The 23,834-nt window shown below is 35.5% G+C and carries 16 protein-coding genes; all 16 read left to right on the forward strand.

Annotated elements, in window-relative coordinates; genetic code table 11:
• The first annotated feature begins 368 nt into the window (after positions 1 to 368).
• A complete protein-coding gene (locus P2086_RS02260; RefSeq protein ID WP_317898808.1) occupies positions 369 to 5,456 on the forward strand; it encodes a hypothetical protein in 5,088 nt (1,695 codons plus the stop codon).
• Positions 5,457 to 5,460: 4 nt separating this feature from the next.
• On the forward strand, positions 5,461 to 5,841 hold the full coding sequence (locus P2086_RS02265) for a GxxExxY protein (RefSeq protein ID WP_317898809.1): 381 nt from the start codon (positions 5,461 to 5,463) through the stop codon (positions 5,839 to 5,841).
• Positions 5,842 to 6,413: 572 nt separating this feature from the next.
• Positions 6,414 to 9,152 carry a hypothetical protein gene (locus tag P2086_RS02270; protein ID WP_317898810.1) on the forward strand — a complete coding sequence of 913 codons (2,739 nt, stop codon included), beginning with the start codon at positions 6,414 to 6,416 and terminating at the stop codon, positions 9,150 to 9,152.
• A gap of 3 nt (positions 9,153 to 9,155) precedes the next feature.
• On the forward strand, positions 9,156 to 9,635 hold the full coding sequence (locus P2086_RS02275; RefSeq protein ID WP_317898811.1) for a hypothetical protein: 480 nt from the start codon (positions 9,156 to 9,158) through the stop codon (positions 9,633 to 9,635).
• A gap of 319 nt (positions 9,636 to 9,954) precedes the next feature.
• Positions 9,955 to 10,290: a hypothetical protein gene (locus tag P2086_RS02280; RefSeq protein WP_317898812.1), complete on the forward strand. Its 336-nt coding sequence runs from the start codon at positions 9,955 to 9,957 to the stop codon at positions 10,288 to 10,290.
• Positions 10,291 to 10,553: 263 nt separating this feature from the next.
• A complete protein-coding gene (gene dcm, locus P2086_RS02285) occupies positions 10,554 to 11,828 on the forward strand; it encodes a DNA (cytosine-5-)-methyltransferase (protein ID WP_317898813.1) in 1,275 nt (424 codons plus the stop codon).
• Positions 11,829 to 11,892: 64 nt separating this feature from the next.
• A complete protein-coding gene (locus P2086_RS02290; RefSeq protein ID WP_317898814.1) occupies positions 11,893 to 12,603 on the forward strand; it encodes an Eco47II family restriction endonuclease in 711 nt (236 codons plus the stop codon).
• Positions 12,604 to 12,861: 258 nt separating this feature from the next.
• On the forward strand, positions 12,862 to 13,611 hold the full coding sequence (locus tag P2086_RS02295) for an SIMPL domain-containing protein (RefSeq protein WP_317898815.1): 750 nt from the start codon (positions 12,862 to 12,864) through the stop codon (positions 13,609 to 13,611).
• A 1,226-nt stretch (positions 13,612 to 14,837) separates the two neighbouring features.
• Positions 14,838 to 16,166, forward strand: a complete 1,329-nt coding sequence (locus P2086_RS02300; protein ID WP_317898816.1) for a hypothetical protein — start codon at positions 14,838 to 14,840, stop codon at positions 16,164 to 16,166.
• Positions 16,167 to 16,169: 3 nt separating this feature from the next.
• On the forward strand, positions 16,170 to 16,757 hold the full coding sequence (locus P2086_RS02305; protein ID WP_317898817.1) for a hypothetical protein: 588 nt from the start codon (positions 16,170 to 16,172) through the stop codon (positions 16,755 to 16,757).
• A gap of 15 nt (positions 16,758 to 16,772) precedes the next feature.
• Positions 16,773 to 17,261 (forward strand): hypothetical protein, encoded by a 489-nt coding sequence (locus tag P2086_RS02310; RefSeq protein ID WP_317898818.1) that lies wholly within the window; start codon positions 16,773 to 16,775, stop codon positions 17,259 to 17,261.
• Between the two features lie 5 nt (positions 17,262 to 17,266).
• Complete coding sequence (locus P2086_RS02315) at positions 17,267 to 18,226, forward strand: DUF6175 family protein (RefSeq protein WP_317898819.1); 960 nt, start codon at positions 17,267 to 17,269, stop codon at positions 18,224 to 18,226.
• A 22-nt stretch (positions 18,227 to 18,248) separates the two neighbouring features.
• Positions 18,249 to 19,202 carry a hypothetical protein gene (locus tag P2086_RS02320; RefSeq protein ID WP_317898820.1) on the forward strand — a complete coding sequence of 318 codons (954 nt, stop codon included), beginning with the start codon at positions 18,249 to 18,251 and terminating at the stop codon, positions 19,200 to 19,202.
• 304 nt (positions 19,203 to 19,506) lie between these two features.
• The gene (locus P2086_RS02325) at positions 19,507 to 20,778 is read left to right on the forward strand and encodes a paraquat-inducible protein A (RefSeq protein WP_317898821.1); all 1,272 of its coding nucleotides are present in this window, start codon (positions 19,507 to 19,509) and stop codon (positions 20,776 to 20,778) included.
• 283 nt (positions 20,779 to 21,061) lie between these two features.
• Positions 21,062 to 21,820: a S1/P1 nuclease gene (locus tag P2086_RS02330; protein WP_317898822.1), complete on the forward strand. Its 759-nt coding sequence runs from the start codon at positions 21,062 to 21,064 to the stop codon at positions 21,818 to 21,820.
• A gap of 122 nt (positions 21,821 to 21,942) precedes the next feature.
• Positions 21,943 to 23,826: a T9SS type A sorting domain-containing protein gene (locus P2086_RS02335; RefSeq protein WP_317898823.1), complete on the forward strand. Its 1,884-nt coding sequence runs from the start codon at positions 21,943 to 21,945 to the stop codon at positions 23,824 to 23,826.
• The last annotated feature ends 8 nt before the right edge of the window (positions 23,827 to 23,834 follow it).

The raw sequence follows: 23,834 nt of genomic DNA on the forward strand, positions 1-23,834 counted from the left end.
GCGTTTGCAGTTTCTTAACAAATATAGTGCCGAATTTTCTGAATTCATTTCCTAAATGTATTTAAATTGACAATCAGTATTATTTTAAGCGTATTTACTAAGCGCGCTTATAGAAGTATATCTGTTTCATATTTGGCATAAATGAATTTTTTGATCCACCCTCTTTAATTTTTTTCTTACTAAAATCAGGGTTTTAATAAGAGACCAAGGCATTTTTGAAACTAATTCCCAGGTTAAACGCGTCTTGCTATACCCTTATCGTTTAAAGAAACCCTTCTGGCAAAAAGATATTTTCATGGCGTTCAGAAGGCATTTTTGAAGAAAAGTTTAGCGTAATTTCGGATATACAGCTGCCTCCCATAGAGTTTATGCGCCCAAAAAAAATCATCTTAAATATCTGGTTTTTGTTAGTTTATTGTTCGGTCTACGCACAAACATATCCTTCATCGCTTTCAACAATTCTTACAAATCCAAAAACTTTATTTCTCGATGAATACGCTGATCCTTTTCAACCTCACATAAAAACCACCATCTATTTTACCGATTTTACTGAGACCACGTGGAACTTTGCTCTTCGTCTTAAAATAACTGGTCCTAATGGTATTGTAATTCAAACTAAACCGAACAGTTTACCGACAAATCCCATTATTGTTGCACCCGGACAACCCTACGAAATTCAAGGTGCAGATCTCGCTTTTTACTTTAATTACGATAACCTGAACTTCACAAATATTAGCCGTACGCAACTTGAAACAAATAACAGATTGCCTGAAGGACTTTATACATTTTGTTTTGAAGCCATTGATTATGAAAGCGGCAAAGCTATTTCGCATCCTGCATGCGCTAGCGCTTACCTCACACTAAACGACCCTGCAATTATTTTTAATCCGGTATGTGGCTCAGTTGTTGAAAATATTTCCTTACAAAATATTATATTTCAGTGGCAGCTTAGCAATGCAAATGGTAATTTGAATCTCAATCAGCTTAGTTACCAGATTGACCTTTACGAAGTAAATAATTCCTGGAGCAACCCTACAACTGCTATTCTCAATAACCAAGCTCTTCCTATCTGGCAATCAGCTTTACTGCAACAAAATAATTATTTATATACAACAAGCGATCCTCTTCTTGAAAAAGGAAAACGTTACGTGTTTACTGTAAAAACTCTCGAAAGCAATGGTAGAAGCAGTTTTAAAAATGGTGGTTATTCCATGCCCTGTTATTTTCATTATGGTTATTACGAAAATGATACCATCGATATTGTAAAACCAGAAGAGTCTTTTCAATTTGCTTTAGCTACACCATCAGAATTTAAATGGAAAAAACCGCGAAAAGCTTTAAACAATCAATTAATCACTTACACGTTAAAACTTGTTGAAGTCAATGAAAATCAGGACCCTGAAAATGCCATACTTAACAACTCCACCTTTTATCAGCAAACCTATTTGCCGTCAAACAATCCTGTGATTGATAAAACGATTCCTGTTATGTTTTGGACGAACATAAAACGTATGGGTAACTATGCTTGGCAAGTTTATGCGCAGAGCGGTACGCAGCAAATTGCTAAAAGTAAAGTGCACCGTTTTACTGGTCCCCCCGAAATAGAAAGCTTTATTGCGGGTGGGTTTTTAATGACGGTTACCAAACTTACTTCGTTTGACAAAATAAATAATGTTATATCAGGCAAATGCAAAACTGTTTTAAACTCAAACATCGGAAATGAAGCAACAGAATTTTCATATAATAATATTACAATCTCTCCTCTTGGTGGAAACGAATGGGTGATGCTTTCAGGAAACATTGCCGATAAAATAACTTGCCCAGCTTACACCCTACAACCAGAATCGTTTGCTGATAACAAAACTGCCTTATTTAAACCTGATAGCGTTTTTATTGATATAAGCAGTTTAAGGTTGAGTGGAAAAGTTGAATGGAATTTTCCGCATGCGGGCACTTCACAACAAATTGAAAAACTAATCACCAAACGTTGTAAACTAACGCTATCAAATTCTACTTTCTACCTAAACAACAATTACGCGATACCCTTAGAAAAAGATTACAAAATAAATGTGATGGAACCCTTGGGTTTTACTGTTAAACTTAATCAGTCTTCTGACCTTAACGTATATCAAAATAAATATGAGTTTAAGTTTAATGGTTTTGTGCAACTACCGCAAAATGTAAGCAGTCATAATAACACGTCAGCCAACATTGCTTTTGAAAACACCAATCAATTGCATTACATCACGCAAGACTCGAATACCAATTCAGAAAGCATCAAACTTGCGCAGAACACAAAGTTTGGGCTATTGCCAACGCATTATATAATTGATTTCTCCGAAAAAAAATCGCCAGGAGAATTTGCATCCGATAGCAGTTGGAAAGGTTTTTTTATTGAACAAGGAAAATTGGAAATGCCTAAATCGGCTGAAAACAGTGGTCAGATTACTCTTCCTTATTCAAAAGAACTTAATTTTATTAATACGCTTCAAGATACAAATAAGGCCTATGTTACTAACAAAGGTTTATATTTTACGTCCACCATTCCCTTTGCTCTATCAGACTCTATAAAGTTTAACACTTTTGTTTCCAAACTAGGTTATTTCTATTCTAAAATTCGTGCAAGTGAAATTGATAGAGCTTTTATTAGCGGCGGCATTTATATTCCGGTTATTGATACGCTAAACAGTTTTCCATATTACATTGAAATGACTGACTATGGTTTCAATGAAGGATACCTCGTAAATGGACTTGCCAACACCACATTCAGTTTTAATCCGCAAGGAGGCATAGAACAAAAAATTGCCATAACTATTAAGCGTGCCGTTTTTAAAAACAAGAACCGTTTAGAAATGGACCTCGATATGCGTTGGCCCTATTTTCAATTAAATATAATTGGAGTACAACGGTTCTCAGCTTGGGGTAACGGTAATATAGGATTTGATGTCCCGAACGGAAAAGCAGCGCTCACTTATCAAGCAACTGGAAAATCCAGTAATTATGATATTTCCGTTGACTATTTAGGATGCGGTAGAAACGGAAATGCTTATGCGTTTGGTGCCAGCGCTAAAATTAACCTCGATGAAGAAATAAGTGGTGAAGATGGTCCACCAATAGTAAATGCTTATTCCATTTATAGAAATCCATTGCTAACGGGCTTGGTATTTATTCCAACAGCAACAATTATTCCTACTTCTTCAACTACAACCGGCTCAGCAACTACAACGAGCCATCAAAGCAGCACAGCCGGATATTCGAACGCACTTAACAATGGTGTTGGTGATGCCTTGACACAACTTGGTTATAATGCAAACGATACCATTGTTTCAGGACAATTTGAAACTAAAAACATTGAACCACTCATTCCATCCAATGTAGTTACAACAATCAAACAAGTTATTGACATTGTATATAAACTGAAACCCTATATTAAAAGTGAGTCTATTACAGATAAAGATTGGATGGTTTTAGATCGATTCAGAAAAGCGCTCGACAGTGACATTATTCAGCAATCACAGCTTACCAACGCTAAGGGCTTGTTGAATTTTATATTGAACAAAGTCGTTGATGGATTAATTGCAGAAATTAATCAATCGGTTCAGAATGTTTCTGACAAAGCCATGGGCAAAGTTAGAACTGCCATAAACGGAAAAGTTGTTGCTCCAATAAATAACAAAATTGATAAAACACTCGACAATGTTTTTAAAAAACTTGAGCAACGCGTGCTTGCTGAAGTGGATGCGCAATATCACGAAGCTATCACCTCGGTATTCGCAACCGTAAAAACAAATGTTATTAATGGAATTAAAACCTCTGTTTCAAATAGTTTTGAAAAAAATATCACTTCTAAAATTACAGATTTTGTTCAGTTAGGTGTAACGAGCAAAGTAAAACAGTTTATTAAAACGGAAGTAAGTGCAGCTGGTACCAAACTGATTAATGATGGTGTAAATGCCAATATTAATTTGAATAACATTCTTCAAAATAGCGGCACTCTTTTTGAAAGTATTGCAGACACTGTTAAAGATGTAATTGTAAATGCCAACGCTGAAGCGTTCATTAATACAGCCGAAAGTTTAGTAGAAGACGCAATTAACGGAATTAATTGGGATGGCATCGTTGCCCAGATTATGAATGATTTGATTACTAAAGGTATATCACAACTTGTAACCAATACCATAACGAAAGCAATCGGCGATAACGCGGGTCCTTATGTAAACGCGGTATTAAGCACAGTAAAATTCGATTTTAGCAATCTTGGTGAAAAATTAGAAAAAGGTGAATTTGATAAAATTGTAAAATTTGATCCAACAACAATATACATACAGTCTCCTGCCGTTGATATTCGTGGTACTTTAGAATTTAAAAAGGATGATCCCGTTTATGGAGATTGTTGGTCGGCAGATGTTCTTGTTAGAGTTAAAGTTCCTAAAGAAGACAATCCCATTGAAATATCAGCGTATTTCTTAAACGGAAAAACGACGCAACAACCAGTAAATTTTTCCTATTGGTACGCAAAGTTGAGTGTAACTGGATTTACCATTCCTCTAACGCCTATGCCAATTGTGTGGTATGGTGTTGAAGGATTTGCTTACAGTAAAATGCAGAGGACAGATCCTGCAACTGTTATCCCCAATAAGCAAAATAAATTTGGTGTGGGTTGTAAATTTTATTTCTACGATCAGGCTTCAGCCGGTAAAACTTTTATGTTCGATTTGGGTGCAGAAGCTGAATTTAACGATGGAGGTTTCTACATTCAATTGGTTGGTAACGCAAGTGTTTTAAATTATCAAAAAACAAACGGTAGGTACCATCCTCCCGGATTCATAACTGGTAGCGGAACTTTAGGTTATTACAAAACGCCTGAATGCAAAAAAGTTGCTGCAAATTTCTCTGTTAAATTAAACACAGAACCCATTATTTGTGCCGGTGGTGATATTGGTATGGATTTAAGAGGGCCTGACAATTGGAAGGTGTGGGTTGGAACGCAACAAAATCCCATTGGTGTAAAAATCTTATGTAAAGACTTTTTAAGTAGTACCGCTTTTATGGAATTAAGTAATATCGGATTTAAAACTGGTATGGATATGCAGGTGAAACTTTCTACCGAAAGTCCCTGGATACAATTTAGTGGAATTAAAGTGCGTGGATTCGCAAGTCTTGATATGGGCTACCATGCGTATACGAGTATTTCCTGGGATCCAACATTTACAATTAATGAAGCGACGATTAGTGCCTGGTTAACAGCTGCAATTGGCATTGATTACGAAACCTCGGTAGCAGCTAATAGTTTAACACTTGCCGGAATAAGTCTTGCTGGATCATTAACCTATAAAAGTCAACCTGAATCAGAGCTTCATGGAGGATTAAGTGGAAGTATAACGGTTATTGGATTTACGCTTGGATTTGACGCTCCTGTGCATTACAGTTTAAGTAAGAAACAAATTATTAATTAACGCTATGTCAGAAAACGAACTCTCAAATAAAATAATTGGAACTTGTATTGATGTTCATAGTGTCTTAGGTCCTGGACTTTTGGAGAGCGCTTACAAAGAGTGCTTGTTTTACAAATTAGGTAAAGAAGGTTTGTACGTGGAAAAGGAAAAGCCAATGCCTTTGGTTTATGAAGAAGTTAAACTCGAATGTGGTTATAGAGTCGATCTTCTTGTAGAAAGACAATTAGTGATAGAACTTAAAAGTGTTGATGCTTTGAATGACGTTCATTTAGCGCAAACATTAACCTATTTGAAATTAGGAAATTACAAACTGGGTTTATTAATAAATTTTAATGTCGCAAAACTAAAAGATGGGATTAGAAGGGTGATTAATGGAAAATTATAGAACTATTTAACCACGAAGAACACAAAGCAGACACAAAGAGAAGAACTATTTAACCACAAAGAACAATTTAACCACAAAGTGCACAAAGTAGACACAAAGAAACACAAAGAGATAAACTTTTACATAAAGCAAAGAAAAAACAAACAAACAACCTTTGTGTCCTTTGTGAAAAAACTTTGTGCTCTTTGTGGTTAATAAAAGAAGAACCATTTAAACACAAAGAATACGAAGTAGACATAAAGCACAAGAAGAAGAAGAAGAAAACCAATTAACCTTTGTGTCCTTTGTGAAAAAACTTTGTGCTCTTTGTGGTTAATAAAAAAAGGGTAATTTAAACACAAAGCACACGAAGAAAAAATAACCGAACTGCCTTTGTGACCTTCGTGAAACACTTTGTGCCCTTTGTGGTAAAAAATAGAACAACTTAACCACAAAGAATACGAAGTAGACACAAAGCACACGAAGAAAAAATAACCGAACTGCCTTTGTGACCTTCGTGAAACACTTTGTGTCCTTTGTGGTAAAAAATAGAACAACTTAACCACAAAGACCACAAAGAAAAAACCAAAAAAATGATGAAACACTTATTGTCAAAAATTATTCTCTTAATCTTTTTTTCCTTCATCACCAAGGCACAAACGTCATCCTCTAAAATAATTCACGACCAGGCCTCAAAAAATATTGCGGATGTGCTTTTCGACTCGAAAGCTAAATCAATTCGTGAACGCGCTAAAACATTTGAAAATAGCTGTGGTATAAAAGTTCAATTTAAAGTGGATGAACAATCCTTAGATAAACTCGGCGGACTAAGCGAACATTTATTTCGCCTTTTTCAAAACTTCACAACCAGCGAAAATACCAATGCAAAAACAATCACAGCTGAATTTAGTGCCCTCAGCAATGAAGTATTAACGGACGTTCTAACCTACAAAACAAATGCAACCCAAGATTTAGCCACCTGCTCTCTGCCAATTAAGGACACTCAAAAATTAGATTCACTTTACACGAAAAGTTTAAATGGCAGCTCTTTAAGTTTTGAAGAAAAAAATGAAGCGCCGGAATCTCTTAACGAGCTTTATTCGCAATCGATAGATGATTACGAACGTATTTTATTTAAAAACAAAGATTGTCCGAGTTTATTTAATGCTGATGCTTACACACAACATGTTATTAATACCCGCCAGAGCCGTTCGACCAATTGGGCAGCAGATGCAAATGGTCTCAGTCTTAGTATTTCTGCAAACTTTGGACAGCTCACTAACAATTCTCCAAATTCAAGTTCCCAATCAAATAATGGAAGCACGGGTGTCAATCTGAATATTAATCCGTCGCAGTTTTCGGGACATTACGTACAAACCTTAAATACTTGCATAAATACGTGTACCAAAGAAGATATGGAAGTGCGCTGCAGAATGCTTTATGCGAAAACAAACATCCGCTTTTTATTTATTACAAAAGATCTCGACTACTATTTACCAATTGATTCAATAAATAAATTTCGCGATGTTGCCGCACAAACATTTACTAATTCAAGTACCGACCAGGTTATTCTTGCCCTCTATTTAAAAATGAAAGACGGGCCGCAATCTACTGGGGTTGTGGCTGTGAAACAAATTAATGGCGACTGGCTCACCAATGCCGATATTAATTTTGCGAATTATAACAACGGTGGAGATTATAAAGCCGGCACTTTTTCGAAATTTAAAAATATATACAAAAACATTCCTAAGCCACTGATTCTTTGTTATCAAGTCGCAAAAGTAAATGGACTTTTGACGACTTCTTATTTTAATAAAGGTGAATCCATAAAAGGCAGAGAACAGATCTATTACCATATTTTTAAAACAGATGGGGCATTTGAAGAAATTTCTCAGCTGCACGATCAACTCTCCTCTTTATATAGTTCAAACACATCAGCAGGAGGATCAGTAATTGGAGCAAATGCTATTACAAGCTCTGCAACCTTTGAAAAAATTGACGAGATCAAAAACAAAATTCGCATCACGTATTTAAAAGCAGCGAAAGAACCAAAATTTAACGAAGCCAGCGAACACTTTAAAGAAGTGTATTTGCAAACGAAAAGCGTTGCAGAAGTTGCCGCACTTAAATACCTCAGAGACAAATACGGCTTGTTATATAAAAACAACAAGTTTGATGCCTTAATTGCAAATACTGGTTTACCAGATGATATAAAAGTTGGGAGTTGCAAAGCCAGTGAAACATCAGATGTAATTGGTGATGCTTTAAACATTACCTCACTCATTCTTTCTCCAACAGGTTTAGATTTTATCCCAGATGCCTTAGCGGTTGCTTATTACGCGGCAACAGATAATACTTACGAATTTATGTGGGCATCAGCTAGTTTTTTGATTCCGGGTAGTTTATCAGGCGCAAAAAAGATACTTAGTAGCGGTGCAGATGCCATTAAGGAAATTAATGTCGGAAGCAAATTACTACTCGAAGGGGGCCAATTAAAAGCCATTGAACAAGATGTGAATTACATCTCGTCGATGTTTAACATCAAACCACAAGATGTGGACGCGTCGCTGGTTTCAAAAATAAATACAAACCCAGCGGTTACGAATAATCTTTTACCCATAACCGCAGCACAAGCCAAAGTTTACAGCAACACCGAAAAATTAGCTCCCGAAAAACGTTTGGAGTTTGTAAAAAAATGCTATGACGACGATTCGTTTAGACAAAAATGTTTGAATGATCCGGAGGAGGTTTTGAGGTGGGGAGGGATCGTAGAATTAATTCGAGGAGTTAGCAAAACAGATTTTATAGGTTCCGTTTCAGAATTTGCATCGAACTCACAAATCGCGGAACAAGCTTGGACTTTTTTCAAAAATGAAAATTGGAATCAGTTGGAAACCTTGGTAAAAAATAATAACATTAATGGGGGGTGGCCGCCGAACAATGGTTTTAAAAATATACTGAAAGTAGAAAATGGCAGTCAGCTTTCAGGTAAAACTTTTGATAGATTTCAAAACTCTGCAAATTTAAGTGGAAGTTTTGCAAGTCCAGTTAATACTGGTGAAGGTTTACAAGATCTAGTTTTTACATATGATTCAAGGGCATTAAACACACAAATTCCTCAAAACACTTATTATATAAAGTTCAAATTATTAAGTAATTTGCCTTCAAGTTTGAAATTTGATTTTGGCGAAGCTATTCCTTGGTTTAATACTTCAGGGACAGCCGATCAAATTAAATCAAGCATTAAATTTTCGGATCTTATAGAAGGGATTGACTATCAGGTTATTGAAAAACTTAAGTATGTAAATGGAAACTGGATTATTGTTAATTAAAATATGACGCCTATTAAAATTGAAAATAAATTTTTAAAGTTTAAAACGAACTTCGAAAAACTTCCAATGTTGGTGAAGAGTGAGATTGCGTTTCCACCAAGATCCGAAAAACAAGTTGTTGAAACTGAGGATAATCATATAAAATTTGAGCTCACCTTCCCAGGTGATACAATTAAGAATTTTAGATTTCAAGTGGGAGGTCTTTTTTCATTAGAAGAACTGAAATCTTTAGCTGAAATTTTTCAATTTGTTGTTGCTCCACATATCCATCATCCAGATCAAATAATGGGGTCACTTGAAAATTTTTCTCCTGTATATAAGAATTACTGTCTTGGTTCAATAATAAAGAAAGAAAATTCATACTATCTATTAATTTTTTCGAAAAGAGGTACAACTTCATTCGAAGAAGATATCCTTTACGTTCATGGTATATGGAAAGTACTTCTTTCTGAGGGATTTATTGAAAAATTAGCAAAATTATAAACTAGAAGATATTCCAGTGGCTCTGTACAAAATCTAATATCAATCTATTACTATCTTTTTGCTAGCTAATTTCATTTTCGTGTTCGCCGTAGCGTTTTGAGGCTGTACGTTGGGCGTAGCGTCCAGCCATAACTAGGAATATGATGTTTCAACATAATTGCCAATACTTATTCGACAGCACTACAAAGTGTGATTTCTAAAACTCTACAAAAAGGCTATACTAGTTCTTGTGGAGCAATACAAACTTTAATATTAGATAGGAGTAAATGGAGTACTCCAACAAAATATAATACCGAATCTTTTACACCAGACTTTTAAAATGAATATACAAGAAAAACTAGATAAAATTAATTCGACGAATCTTGTAAGTAGGATAAATCTGCTTAAAGAGCTTATTGAATTAATCAACTATTATAAGAATTTAGAACTTAAGGAAGAAAAGTTAACTACTGAAATTCTTGATTCAATTTCAGGAATGCGTTCCTCCAGATTTATTGAAACGCAAGATGACCTTGTCTTATTAGATGCTGCCATAGAATTTACTAGTCTGCTCCCAGAAAACAAATCAAATTTAAAGTTGCTTTTAAAAAACGCATTATATTATTCCAATTATTATCCCGAAAATACAATAAGACACGACTTGAAGAAGAAATAAACAAAATCTAATGTGTTCCAACTCTTATAGAGTATCCTTGTAAATATGGCTAACTCATCTAAACCATACCTAACTTTAATAAATAATCGTATACTATAAAACATAGCAAGCAATTGCTTCTACCATACCTAATTTCACATCATCTTTCTAACTACTGGTATCGAAAAAAATTTAAACAAAAATCAGCTAATTAAAATTATTAACATGAGAATTGTTCGACTATTTAAATTCTATATTTGTAACCATGTATAAGGTTATATAATATGGTTATTAAGAATTTTTATTCACTTTCAGAAGTCGCAAATATGCTAGGTAAAACAACTGAAACGCTCAGAAGATGGGATAAATCTGGGAAATTGGTCGCCGTTAGGGAACCAATGAGTAATTATCGTGTTTATAGAAAAGAACAACTTAAGATTTTTGATGAATTAGACTATTTATTTAAAAAAACGGAAGTAAATAATGAGCAGAAGGCTGCAAAAAACTTCTCCGTGCTTGAATTATTTGCAGGCGCAGGTGGTTTAGCAATTGGATTAGAACAGGCTGGTTTAAAATGTCTAGCACTTAACGAATACGACCATTGGGCAGCGGAAACACTTCGAGCAAATAGACCAAATTGGAACGTTATAGAAGATGACATTAGAAATGTATCTTTTGAAAAATTTAAAGGCAAAGTGGATGTTGTTACTGGAGGATTTCCTTGTCAGGCATTTAGTTACGCTGGAAAGAAACTTGGATTACAAGACGCACGAGGAACTTTATTTTACGAATTTGCAAGAGCGGTCAATGAAACCAAACCGTTAATTTGTGTCGGTGAAAACGTTAGGGGTCTATTAAATCATGACAACGGAAGAACTATTGAAGGGATGATCTCTATTCTTGAAGAATTAGGATATAAGGTTCTTAACCCAAGAATTTTAAAGGCTATTTATTATAAAGTACCACAAAAACGAGAACGTTTAATTCTAGTTGGCATTAGAAAAGATATTGATCTAGATTTTCAATTCCCAAACCCATTCAAAAAAATCTACACATTAAAGGACGCTCTCAAAAAGGGTGAGTTATATCCAACTAACGTCCCTTTATCTTTAGGGCCATCTTACCCGAAAAGAAAAAAAGAAATATTAGACTTGATCCCGCAAGGAGGTTATTGGAGAGACCTGCCATTAAAATTGCAAAAAGAATACATGCAAAAAAGCTTTTATCTTGGTGGAGGTAAGACCGGAATTGCAAGAAGAATAAGTTGGAACGAACCTTGTTTAACTCTAACATGCAGTCCTGCTCAGAAACAAACGGAAAGATGTCATCCTGAAGAAACGCGTCCTTTTAGAGTTAGAGAATATGCCCGAATTCAAACGTTTCCTGACGACTGGAAGTTTGCTGGTTCTACTTCCCAACAATATAAACAAATTGGAAATGCGGTTCCTGTGAATCTGGCCAAAGAAATCGGTTTTTCGTTGATTAAATTTCTAAACGAATATTACTCTTTGAACGGCAAAACTGGAAGCAAAAAGGTCGCATCTATCAAACGGGTATAGTTATTATTCTTGTTATTTTGTAAATTATATTACTTTTGGCGATAGATCCCAAATTAATGTTATTATGCCAATTTTAAAATGGATTAGCGACAAAGACCTTAAAAGTGCCGTATCAAACTTATTAAATACTGCTTCCTTAGCCAAAAAGAATTCCACAAAGAGTTTTAATAAAAATGTCATTGATCCATTTTCAGCAGTGTTTGAAATATCTGGATTTGAAATTGACTACGCCACTTGGCTGAAAAGTGAAACTACAAGGCAAGCGCAAAAAACTCTACAAAACCATATAGGCGATTTTCATCAAACTATTCTTGGCCTTTCGAACAGTTGGGAAAACATGAAGACTGGAAATGTAATGGATTTAGTTTCACACAAACACAAAATTATTGCTGAGGTAAAAAATAAATTTAACACCATTTCAGGGGGTAAACTTTCTGATCTTTATCATTCCTTGCAGGGACAAGTAATGCCGAAAAGTAGTCGATATAAGGGTTATACCGCCTATTATGTAGCAATTATTCCGAAAAAACCTAAACGTTACGACATTGAGTTTACGCCATCCAATAAAGAAGAAGGTGAGAAGTGTCCTTCAAATAAAAAAATAAGAGAGACTGACGGCGCTAGTTTTTACGATTTAGTTACCGGTCATAAAAATGCTTTAGAAACATTGTTTGATGCGCTGCCTGATGTAATTTCAGAATGTTCTGACGGCAAATATAAAGTCAAGGACAAAGAAAAACTTAAAGAGTTTTTCAACACAGCTTACAAACATTAATTCCCCCCCGTTCGCCATAGCATGTCGAAACTGCCCGTTGGGCGTAGCGTCTCGCTACGTTCGCATTAACCGGCGTCCCGCCGATAATTGTAATGCAGGAAAAGCTTTAACTGTTGAGAATACAATGAGCTAAGGCCAGAGGCCTTGTAAGAAAAGGTGTAATGTTCCGCTCCACCAACTAGGGAAAGTAATACCGTTTTAAAATAATTGTATCTTCGATGAAGAAAGAGTAAAAGAATTCTTAATATAACAAGCAAAATGAATACAAAAACCGAATACATTAAATCCATTTCAATAATAATTGCATTTGTTGTCAGCGCAATTATTTTAGGAAACGCCATTCAGAGATTTAAAAATGAGGATCGGTATATTTCTGTAAAAGGGTTCTCTGAAAAAGAAGTAAAGGCAGACCTTGTCATATGGACTATTAAAATTCGTGTTGCGGATAATGAGTTAATAAAGGGCAACTCTAATTTAGAATCTTTAAAAGCAAAGGTAACAGACTTCTTGGTTACGAAAGGTGTAGCGAAAACAGAAATTAATTCTTTGGATATTTTGGTAATCGATAATCAAGCTAATGAGTATAACGCAAATATCACAAATAGAATGCGGTACATTATTGAAGAAACGATAGAAGTCCGCTCAAACAATGTAGAACTCATTCAAAAAATAAGCAGAATGACCAATGAACTTTTAAATGCAGGTGTAGCGCTTTCAACAAAAAGTGACTGGCGTGGTTCGGGTTTACAGTTTATTTTCACAAAATTAAATACCATTAAACCGCAAATGATAACCGAGGCAATAAAAAATGCAAAAGATGCGGCAATTCAATTTACCAGAGAGAGTGATACCAAATTAGGAAAATTAAGAAAAGCGAATCAAGGATTATTTTCTATACAAGACCGCGACGAAACGTTTAGCAGTGAGGAGGGATTTCCACGTAATGGAACATCAGGCGTTATGAAAAAAGTAAGAGTTGTTCTCTCGGTAGACTATTCCATTGAATAATCTGCTGCCAGCAATGCGTTTAAAGCTCCCTTCGAGTTAACCACGAAGGGCACAAAGTGAATCACGAAGGACACAAAGGATTTAAAAAATATTATCTGTCTTTAACTGGACGCCCTCAGTTTTCCCAGCGGTTAAATTGTTCTTCTTTGTGCGCTTTGTGTCTGCTTCGTGTTCTTTGTGGTTTAGTTGTACTTCGAATTAACCACAAAGGTCACAAAGTGTTTCACGAAGAGCACAAAGAATTAAAAACTCTGTATTACTCTGTGCCTCCTCAGTGTTACTCTGTGGTTAGGTTATCCTTCTTTGTGTGCTTTGCGTCTACTTCGTGTTCTTTGTGGTTTAGTTGTACTTCGAATTAACCACAAAGGGCACAAAGTGAATCACGAAGGGCACAAAGGATTTAAAAAATATTATCTGTCTTTAACTGGACGCCCTCAGTTTTCCCAGCGGTTAAATTGTTCTTCTTTGTGCGCTTTGCGTCTGCTTCGTGTTCTTTGTGGTTTAGTTGTACTTCGAATTAACCACAAAGGTCACAAAGTGTTTCACGAAGAGCACAAAGAATTAAAAACTCTGTATTACTCTGTGCCTCCTCTGTGTTACTCTGTGGTTAGGTTATCCTTCTTTGTGTGCTTTGCGTCTACTTCGTGTTCTTTGTGGTTTAGTTGTACTTCGAATTAACCACAAAGGGCACAAAGTGAAGCGCGAAGAACACAAAGAATAAAGTTAACTCAAAGTTAATTACCCGAAATTTGTACGACCTTCACTATGTGTGATTTATATGGACCAATTTAAACTCAGCGCAAGTGCATGGTATTTTATTTGCCAAAAAGTTAATCAAAAAGGCTGTCACTCTGCCTGCGTATTAATACTTATTTTGTTCATTTTTTAGCTTATTTACTACAACAAAAGTCACTCTTTTGGTGGCTCTAACAGCTCAGTCGCAATAGCGGCGCAGATTTATCGCAAAAATGATGATCTCGAAATTTATCAATATTAATTTTGTAAATCAAAACTTAAAGTTTAGGTTTATGACCAAGAATTGTACTCAAAAATTACTGCCCTAAAACAAAAAATTCACTATTAAATTTTATTAAACTCTTGTTCTCATTTATGAAGATTAATTCAATTGTGTTGTGGTAACTGATGTAAGAAATGAGCCAATCGAATGGAGACCAGCTACCATTGAAAAAACGGAGAATATCTTTTATAATCTTTAAAAAATGAAAATGAAAAAAACAATTACAAGCTTCGGGCTGTTGCTTTTTGGCATGAGCTCTTTTGTTAACGCCCAAGAAAAACCAGTAGATGTTAAATACCGTAGAAGTTCACTACACACAATGGTTATTGAGTCAGAAAAATTTCCACAAAAGGAAGTGGTTCTTAAAGCTTTTCAAAATGCCCCTTTCCCTGATAAATATAATGAGCATACCATTGGTGATAAATCTTTTAACCCTGTTAACTACACATTAACAGGCGAAGAAAAATCAAAAATTTACACATCTTCTAAACTAGGGAAACTTGCTGCTAGTGCTGCGGACATAAAAACCGATTCTGTTTCAAAAGAACTGCCCGAGAGAATTCTAAAATATATCTCTAAAGAAAAAATCGCTAACAAGCTTGTTGCAAAATGGTTTAATAGGCAAGCTGATGGTAGTTTTGATTGGAATTTAGTAGCAGACAGAGGTGTGTTCAACGCTTCTTTCCTTGAAGCAAAGGCTGCTCAAGCTTCATCTGATGGTCAAGCTTTACTAAAAACAGCCGGCTTCGAATTAATTGGCAATACTTTTGTAGTAATCAATAAGTTTAAATTTCACGCAAATGAGCCTGTGGCTGCCGCTATTAGAGACGGAGCAAAAGCAGAGTTAGCAAAAACCATGTCTGGAAAACCACAAATGTTAATCGACAAAGCAAATAGCTCCATCGATAAAGTTTACGAAAGAACCAAGGAAGGTTACACCATTTTTGCAACCTCTTATCTTTATCAACTAGTTTGGAACGATACTGTTTCAAATGCTTTTTTTACAGACATGTATATGGAGAAAGGCAGTGTTGACGCCAAAAAGAAAGCGACATTTGACAACTCAGATATATTTAAGCTCGAATTTATTGGCGACGAAAGCGCATCAGCTTTGATAACCTTTTCTTTAAAAGAGAAAAGAACAGAAGAACAAACCATTTCGCTTGCAACAGTAAGAATCGTTGATAACGTTTACGCTAAGCTTCAAAAAAAATACGATGTGTTTAAAACGAAAACACCACTTTACACAGGCAATCCTATTACAGCAAAAATTGGTGTGAAAGAAGGGTTAGAAGGTGGAGAGAAATTTGACGTACTTGAGCAAAATATTGATCCAAAAACTGGAGTAGCTACTTACAAAAGTATTGGCACAATTAAAGTGGATAAAGATTTGATTTGGGATAATACTTACAATGATGGCGAAGCTCCAGTTGCTGTAGTTGAAGAAGGTAAAGAAGCAAAACCTGTTCTTGATCGCACAACATTTTCAGGAGGAAAGAAATTTTACTCAGGTTTGCTAATAAAACAAATAAAATAATTTATGTTTAAGCTAGAATATGGAAATAACCATGTTCTAGCATTTTATTCACTCAGAAAAAAAGACAAAATGAAAACTACACTAAAAAAAATACACCTTTTATTTTTATTGATGTTAGGCTTTACAATCGTTTCAAATGCACAAGCAAAAAAGAAAGCGAATAAAGATACCGAAGCGTGGCGATATGAAATCGAAGTAGTGCAAACAGGAACACAAGGAACTTATTTAATTAAAGTATGGTCCTACTCTAAAAAACCAGATGTTGCTATTGAACAAGCTAAAAAAAATGCAGTTCATGGTATTATCTTTAAAGGATTTTCCGGAACATCGACTGTGCCAGGTCAAAAAGCATTAACAAGCAATGTTAATTTAGAAGATGAAAAAGAAGATTTCTTTAAACCGTTTTTTGCTGATGGTGGCAAGTACATGAAATTTGTTTCCACTTCAAACGATGGCGCTGTTGCTGCAGAAGACAGAATGAAAATTGGTAAGGAATACAAGGTTGGCGTAATTGTTTCTGTAAACGTTTCGGCATTAAGAAAAGATTTAGAAGACGCCGGAATTATTAAATCACTAAGTTCAGGTTTCTAAAATTAAATTTATACTATGAAAAGTATCCAATTCTCCTTAGTGTTTATAAGTGCCATACTACTGGTAAACTGTAGTCCAAGTAAAAAAATATCAGGAAACTACACACACGAAGTCGAGTGCATGGGAAGTGAACTTGATGGAAGTATTACCTTAAAAACATGGGGTAAAGGAAAAAATAGAGCCGACGCTTTAGAACAAGCAAGAAAAGAAGCAATAAACGCTGTTTTATTTATTGGTATTAGAAATGGGAAACCAGATTGTGATTCTCGGCCTATTTTAAATGCTCCAAATATTCGCGAAAACCAAGCTGACTACTTTAGTACTTTTTTTAAGGATGAAGGTGCTTACAAAAAATTCGTTTCGGGCAAAGACGAATCCTTTGGTAAAAAAGAAAGGGTACAAGGAAGAGATGGAGAAGTTATGTTTGGCTTTATTGTGCGCGTTCTGAGAAGTGACTTAAAAAAACAAATGATAAGCGACGAAATTTTAAATATAGAAAAATAAAAAACATGAAAAACATAATAAATAAATCAAGTTTAGTTGTACTAATATTATTCACAGCTATTTCTGTAGGCTTTTCACAAGCCAAAAAACCAACTTTAATGGTAGTACCGAGTGATGTATGGTGTAATACAAATGGGTACATGATGGAGTTTGATAACCAAGGTACAAAGGTTAAAATACCTGATTACAAAAGAGCGTTTCAAGAAAACGCTGACTTGTTATTGGTGGTTGCAAAACTTGGTGAGCTAATGGCGGAAAGAGGATTTCCACTAGAATCAATGGAAGCTTCTCTAAAAACATTGGCTTCAGAAAGTGCTGAAGATGCAATGTTGACAAGTAAATCAGGTGCGGGCATAAGTGAAAGCCCAATTGATAAATTAAAGAAAACGGCAAAAGCCGACATTTGGATGCAGGTTACCTGGACGGTAAATCAAGTAGGTCCAAAAAAATCGATCACTTTTGTGCTTCAGGGTTTAGATGCATACACCGACAAACAAATTGCAGGAGCCTCGGGCACGGGTAATGAATTAATAGGTGCCACATTACCTGTAATGCTTCAAACAGCTGTTCTTTCTCATCTTGATAATTTTAATGTTCAGTTAATGGCTCATTTCGATGACATGTTTGCTAATGGAAGAGAAATTGTAGTAAGAATCAAAAAATTTGATTCATGGGATGGCGACTTAGAAAAAGAATACGATGGTAAAGAATTAAATAGTTACATCGAAGAATGGTTTACAAAAAATTGCGTGAAAGGTCGTTTCAGTACCAGCGAATCAACAGAAAACATGATGCTATTTAAACAAGTGAGAATTCCTATGTACAACGAAGCAGGCACTGCTATTGATGCTAAGGGTTTTTGTAAAGGGCTCCAAACTTATTTAAAGAAAGAACCTTTTTTAATTACAAATAAATTAATGATGAAAGGTTTAGGGCAAGCCTCGATAGTACTAGGTGAAAAATAATCTTTTATTAAAACAAAAAAACATGAAATCAATAATTCTAAGCATTTTAATTGTTATTGGCTACAATTCGTATGCCCAAAATACTGCGGGTAAATCAGATGACATAGCGCGTATTACACTTGCTACCTATGTTCCGCAGCAAATCGACAAAATGCCAGATGCCGCTCGTAGTATGTTGGCAAATAAATTAAGTCAAATCGTAACCCAGAGTGGTATGGGAGGAAGCGCGTTTAACCAGCGTTTTATTCTAACCGCGAATATTAATGTCATGTCGAAAGATATTACGCCAACTTCGCCACCTATGCACGCTTTTAATTTGGACGTAACATTGTATATTGGCGATGGAATTGACGGTACAAAATTCGCCAGTACATCCACCTCCGTAAAAGGTGTTGGCGAAAATGAAACCAAGGCTTACATATCTGCACTTAAAAATTTAAAAACAAACGATCCGACTTATCAGGCATTTATTGAAACTGGTAAAAATAAAATTGTGGAGTATTACGCAACAAAATGCGACTTCATTATTAAAGACGCTCAAACACTTGCCGGTCAAAATAAATTTGAAGAGGCTATTTTCAAATTAACAAGCGTACCTGAAGTGTGTAAAGCCTGTTACGATAAATGCATGGATGCCATTGCACCAATGTACAAAAAACAAATTGACAGAGATTGCAAATTGAAATTAACCGAAGCAAGCAATATTTGGGCAGCAAATCAAACTGTAGAAGCTGCAAATCAAGCTGCTGAAATTCTCTCAACTATTGAACCGAGCGCTGCATGCTTTGGGGAAGTAAAAACGCTTTCCAATAAAATCGCCGCGCGCGTTAAAGAGATTGATACACGGGAATGGAATTATACTTTAAAAGAACAAGCTCAAACAAGTGAGTTAATAAAAGCATACCGAGATGTTGGTGTAGCCTACGGAAACGGGCAACCTAAAAATGTGACTTACAATGTACGAGGTTGGTGGTAAAATATAGAATAAAAAAAACAGGCCTACTAAAAAGTCGGTCTGTTTTTTTATAGTGGTTTTTTTAATTAACATTTTGCATCAGTGAACATAAAAACCTATTCATCATCCATCCTCGGTCAGCTCTAAAAAAACTGTTTTGACCATCGTTTTCTGAAAGCCCAGCCTTTGCCATTAAAGGTGTTTAAGGGAAATAAACTGAGCCCTTCAGACTATTTTTCATGCTTCTTCTCCTTTAGGCATTCGATAAAACAGGGTAAGTGTTTTTAGATTTCCGTCTAAAACCCTAAATTGTGCTCATTCAACAATGAAAACAATTCGCTACATCTTTCTTAGTCTTCTTATTATTTGCATTGGAAGCTTATCTGTTGTTATCTATCAAGTAGATAATGAAAAAAGAAAAATCAAAGAAGACCTCATCGAGTTATCCAATATTAAATACGGACTATTCAACGTAGATGAGTGGAAAAAAGTGCTCGCCACCATTCTTTCAAAAAAAATTGAGGAGTTTGAATTAAAGGGTGGTGACAGAAAAGACATGAAAAACAAAGTGAGCAATTTTCTTAATAAAGTAATTGCTGATTTTGAAGAAAGGTACTACGTACAAAACTCGGGCAGTATAGGTGGCATTTTTAAAAGCATAGGCGCTAAAACCTTTAATATTTTTGGGGAGCTTAAAAACAACGTGCCGAAATTCACTCAAGAGATTCTGAATTTTTTAAACGATCCGAAAAATAAAAAAGTGCTAAAAAGTTATTTAACCTCTAAACTGAACGAGTATGCCGATAACACTTTTGCGAAAATGGATTACTCGGTGCACGACTCTATTATTAGTAAATATAAGATTGGTGACAGAGCAGAAACTATTTCATCACTTAACACAACACTTGATGAATTGCAAAATAAAGTCAATAACTATAAATACTTGCTCATTGTGTTTTCACTTCTAACGGCAGCGTATATTTTAATTTTAAAAGAATTGAACAAAACTGAAGTGTTTCTTTTAACAGGCATTTCATTTTTGTTTTTGATAACCGGTTTAACCTTACCCATGATCGAAATAGATGCAAGAGTTTCTGAAATTAAAATAAGTCTGCTGGGCGAATACATAAATTTTGAAGATCAGGTGTTGTATTACAAAAGCAAAAGTATTATTGAGGTTATTCGATTAATGCTTACACAAAGCGGTTTTGATTTATTGTTGGTTGGCTGTTTAGTGTTTGTATTTAGCGTTCTGTTTCCAATATCAAAATTAATTACTTCGCTATTACTTGTGTCAAAACCCAATTTACGTTCGAATAAACTCGTTTATTTTTTAGTTTATAAAACAGGTAAATGGTCGATGGCAGATGTAATGGTTGTGGCGATTTTTATGGCCTATGTCGGTTTTTCAGGAATCCTTAGCGAACAATTAAATCAAATAGAACATTTGAGTACAAAAATTGATGTGTTTACAACCAATAAATCCAGTCTTCAAACCGGTTTTTTTGCGTTTACATCATTTGCTTTATTAAGTCTTTTAACCACAAATAAATTACAAGCAAGCCTTGCTGTAAAATTAACTATTAATAAGGGTTAATTTAATACCGTGAACTTTTTCTTAAGATTCAGAGGTTTCTTACTAGAAATAAGAACTTCCCACAGAATATTGAAATCTAGTCTTCGGCCTAATATGATTTTAATCATGTTTAAAATTTGTTAAGAGTATTTATAATAACTAATCGCCTTGTTTTGTAGAAGTCGCGTCAATAAAGTAATACGACCTACTTTGTCAATGTAATTTGGGAAAACACCTCGTTGTTTAGAAAAAAAACGCACTTATTCAAATTGTATATTCATTTTATATGCCTTATTTTTAAAATGTGAATAGACGTTTTCTCCTTATTTTCTTGCTTTTTGGTATTATTGGCTCTGCGTCTGCTTGGGGTCCGCGTGGTCATAAAATTGTTACTCAAATAGCTCTTAAGTATTTAGATAAATCAGTTATTGATTCAGTTAACAAATACCTCGATGATATTTCACTCGAAAAAGCAGGTTACTGGATGGATGAAGTGGTAATGAACTCATCGTACGATTTTATGGAGCCTTGGCATTTTATTGCTATTGAGAGTGATAAAACCTATGTAAAAACGAAAGATCCTAATGTTGTAAACGTTCTTGAGAATCTTATTTCAACTCTCAAAAAGAAAAAATCATCCCGCAAAGAAATGTTTCTATCTTTAAAACTTCTCACGCATTTAGTAGCAGATATTCACCAACCGTTACACTGTGGTTTTGGAAAAGATAAAGGTGGAAGTTTAGTGAAACTGCGTTTTTTCTTTAAAAGCACAAACCTTCACGAGGTGTGGGATTCTGAAATACTTGAATACCAAAGTATAACAGCAGAAGACTGTTTGCGTTTGTCGTCCCAACTAACAAAAAGAGATATAACAACCTATCAGAAAGTCGATGTTGAAGCTTGGATGCAAGAGTCAAGGGTTCTATTGTCATATGTTTATGATTACAAAGGCAATAAACTTGATGATGAGTACCTCGACAAAACCACGCCCATCATAAAAATGCAACTTGTAAAAGCAGGTTTAAGACTTGCATCGGTTTTAAATCAAACTTTCATTAACTAAGTCGCTTATCAAGTTTAAAGGCTTTGGTGCCAGATTTTACGCAACCTAAGCTAGGTTTATTACGTATAATTAGCTTAAAATCAGCTATATTAGTAACGCCTGTTTTTTTAATTTATTTCGAAATGAAAAGGATTTTATTTGTTCTCTATACTTTAGTAAGTTTTGCTTCTAAATCGCAAACCCTTAATGCTTATGCTAAGGTTACTTCTGTGACTGGCAGCAGTGTTTTGGCTCTTTCGAACGTAAACATTGCTAATCATACATTTACCGTTGGCGGTCAAGTTGTTGTGATGCAAATGCAAGACAATGTTATAGGTGCTAATACCACGAATGTTGCCACTTTTGGCAATCTTTCTGCTATTGCAAACGCGGGAAGGTATGAAATAAGAACGATTGCAGCCGTTACACCAACTAGTGGAACACCCACTTCGGTAACCCTCACCGCATCACTTGCAAATACTTTTAATACCGGGGCCAACTCATCGGTTCAATTAATTAGTTTTCGCGATATGGGAACTAATTTTACAACAACGGCAAATATTGGCTGTCTTACCTGGAATGGAAATGTTGGAGGTGTTATTGCCTTTTACGTTACCAACACGCTTACCTTAAACCACAGAATACTTGCAGACGGTGATGGTTTTAGCGGAGGTAGGTACTCTAATGATAATGGCGGGCCAGTTTGTGCAACAGGTAATAATACCGTTTATATTACCAACAGTGCCAATTGGGGTTTTAAGGGGGAAGGAATATACAAAAATACAAACACCAATTTTGCAAACGCGCGTGGAAGGATATTAAATGGCGGGGGCGGCGGAAACGATCATAACGCTGGTGGTGGAGGTGGTGGTAATTATACTGCTGGTGGGCAAGGTGGCAATGGCTACAATAACTGTACAGCATTTCCTGGTGGTGGCTTGGGTGGCCTTTCTTTATCAGGACAAATTAGTGCAAGCTGCGTTTTTATGGGCGGCGGCGGCGGTGGCGGCCAACAAAATAACTCACAAAACTCTTCCGGAGGAAATGGAGGTGGTATAGTACTTATTAAAGCGAATACGATTCAAACAAGCACCACTTGCGGGGCTTCTATTCGTATTTCAGCCAATGGCAATAATGCCTCTAATGGTGGCAATGACGGCATGGGTGGCGGTGGCGCCGGTGGCTCTATAGTCATTGACGCAACTACATTTTCCATAAACGCATCATGTCCTCTTTTAGTAAGAGCAAATGGAGGAGACGGTGGAGACTGTACAGATGGCGCTGCTCACGCTGGCGGTGGTGGTGGTGGTCAGGGAGCAATTATCTATTCTTCTGCACAACCAACTTCTAATGTAACAACACAAACTAATAATGGAGCTGCTGGTCAAGACAATAGTGGTGGAGCAATAAGTGCGGGTAATGGCTCCGGCAGCAATGGCTCAGGTGTTATTGCTTCAAGCTCTGGTCCGCTTCCAATTACCTTGTTGGATTTTAAAGGAGAGGCGTTAGAGAATCAGGTACGTCTTGAATGGCATACTGCTTCAGAAACCAATAATGATTATTTTACTTTAGAAAAAAGTACCGATGGGATTAATTACGGATTGTTATCTAAAGTAAAAGGTGCTGGGACTTCAAAGGCTCAAAAAAACTATTCATCACCCGATTATCAGCCTTCGGAGGGTATAAACTACTACCGATTAAAACAAACCGACTTTGATGGCAAGTATAAAGAATTTCCAATTATCAGCGTGCCCTTTTTAGGTAATACAGACTTTTCTTTTTTTCCTAATCCTTCAAAAAGTGGGGAGTATATTTCATTTTTACTAAGCGGTAACTCACATTTAAAAACGTTTAACCTTAGTATTTTAAATCTTACAGGAAATGAAATATATTCAAAAACAATTTTTAATGATTCTGAAAATAAAGTGGAATTCACTCTTTCTGATTTAAATTTAGCAACTGGAGTTTACTTTATAAAAATTCACAACGGTTCCAGTTCTCAAATAAAAAAACTGGTTGTGTATTAGTCCAATCT

Source organism: Aurantibacillus circumpalustris (genome assembly GCF_029625215.1).
In the GTDB taxonomy this organism is placed as follows: domain Bacteria; phylum Bacteroidota; class Bacteroidia; order B-17B0; family Aurantibacillaceae; genus Aurantibacillus; species Aurantibacillus circumpalustris.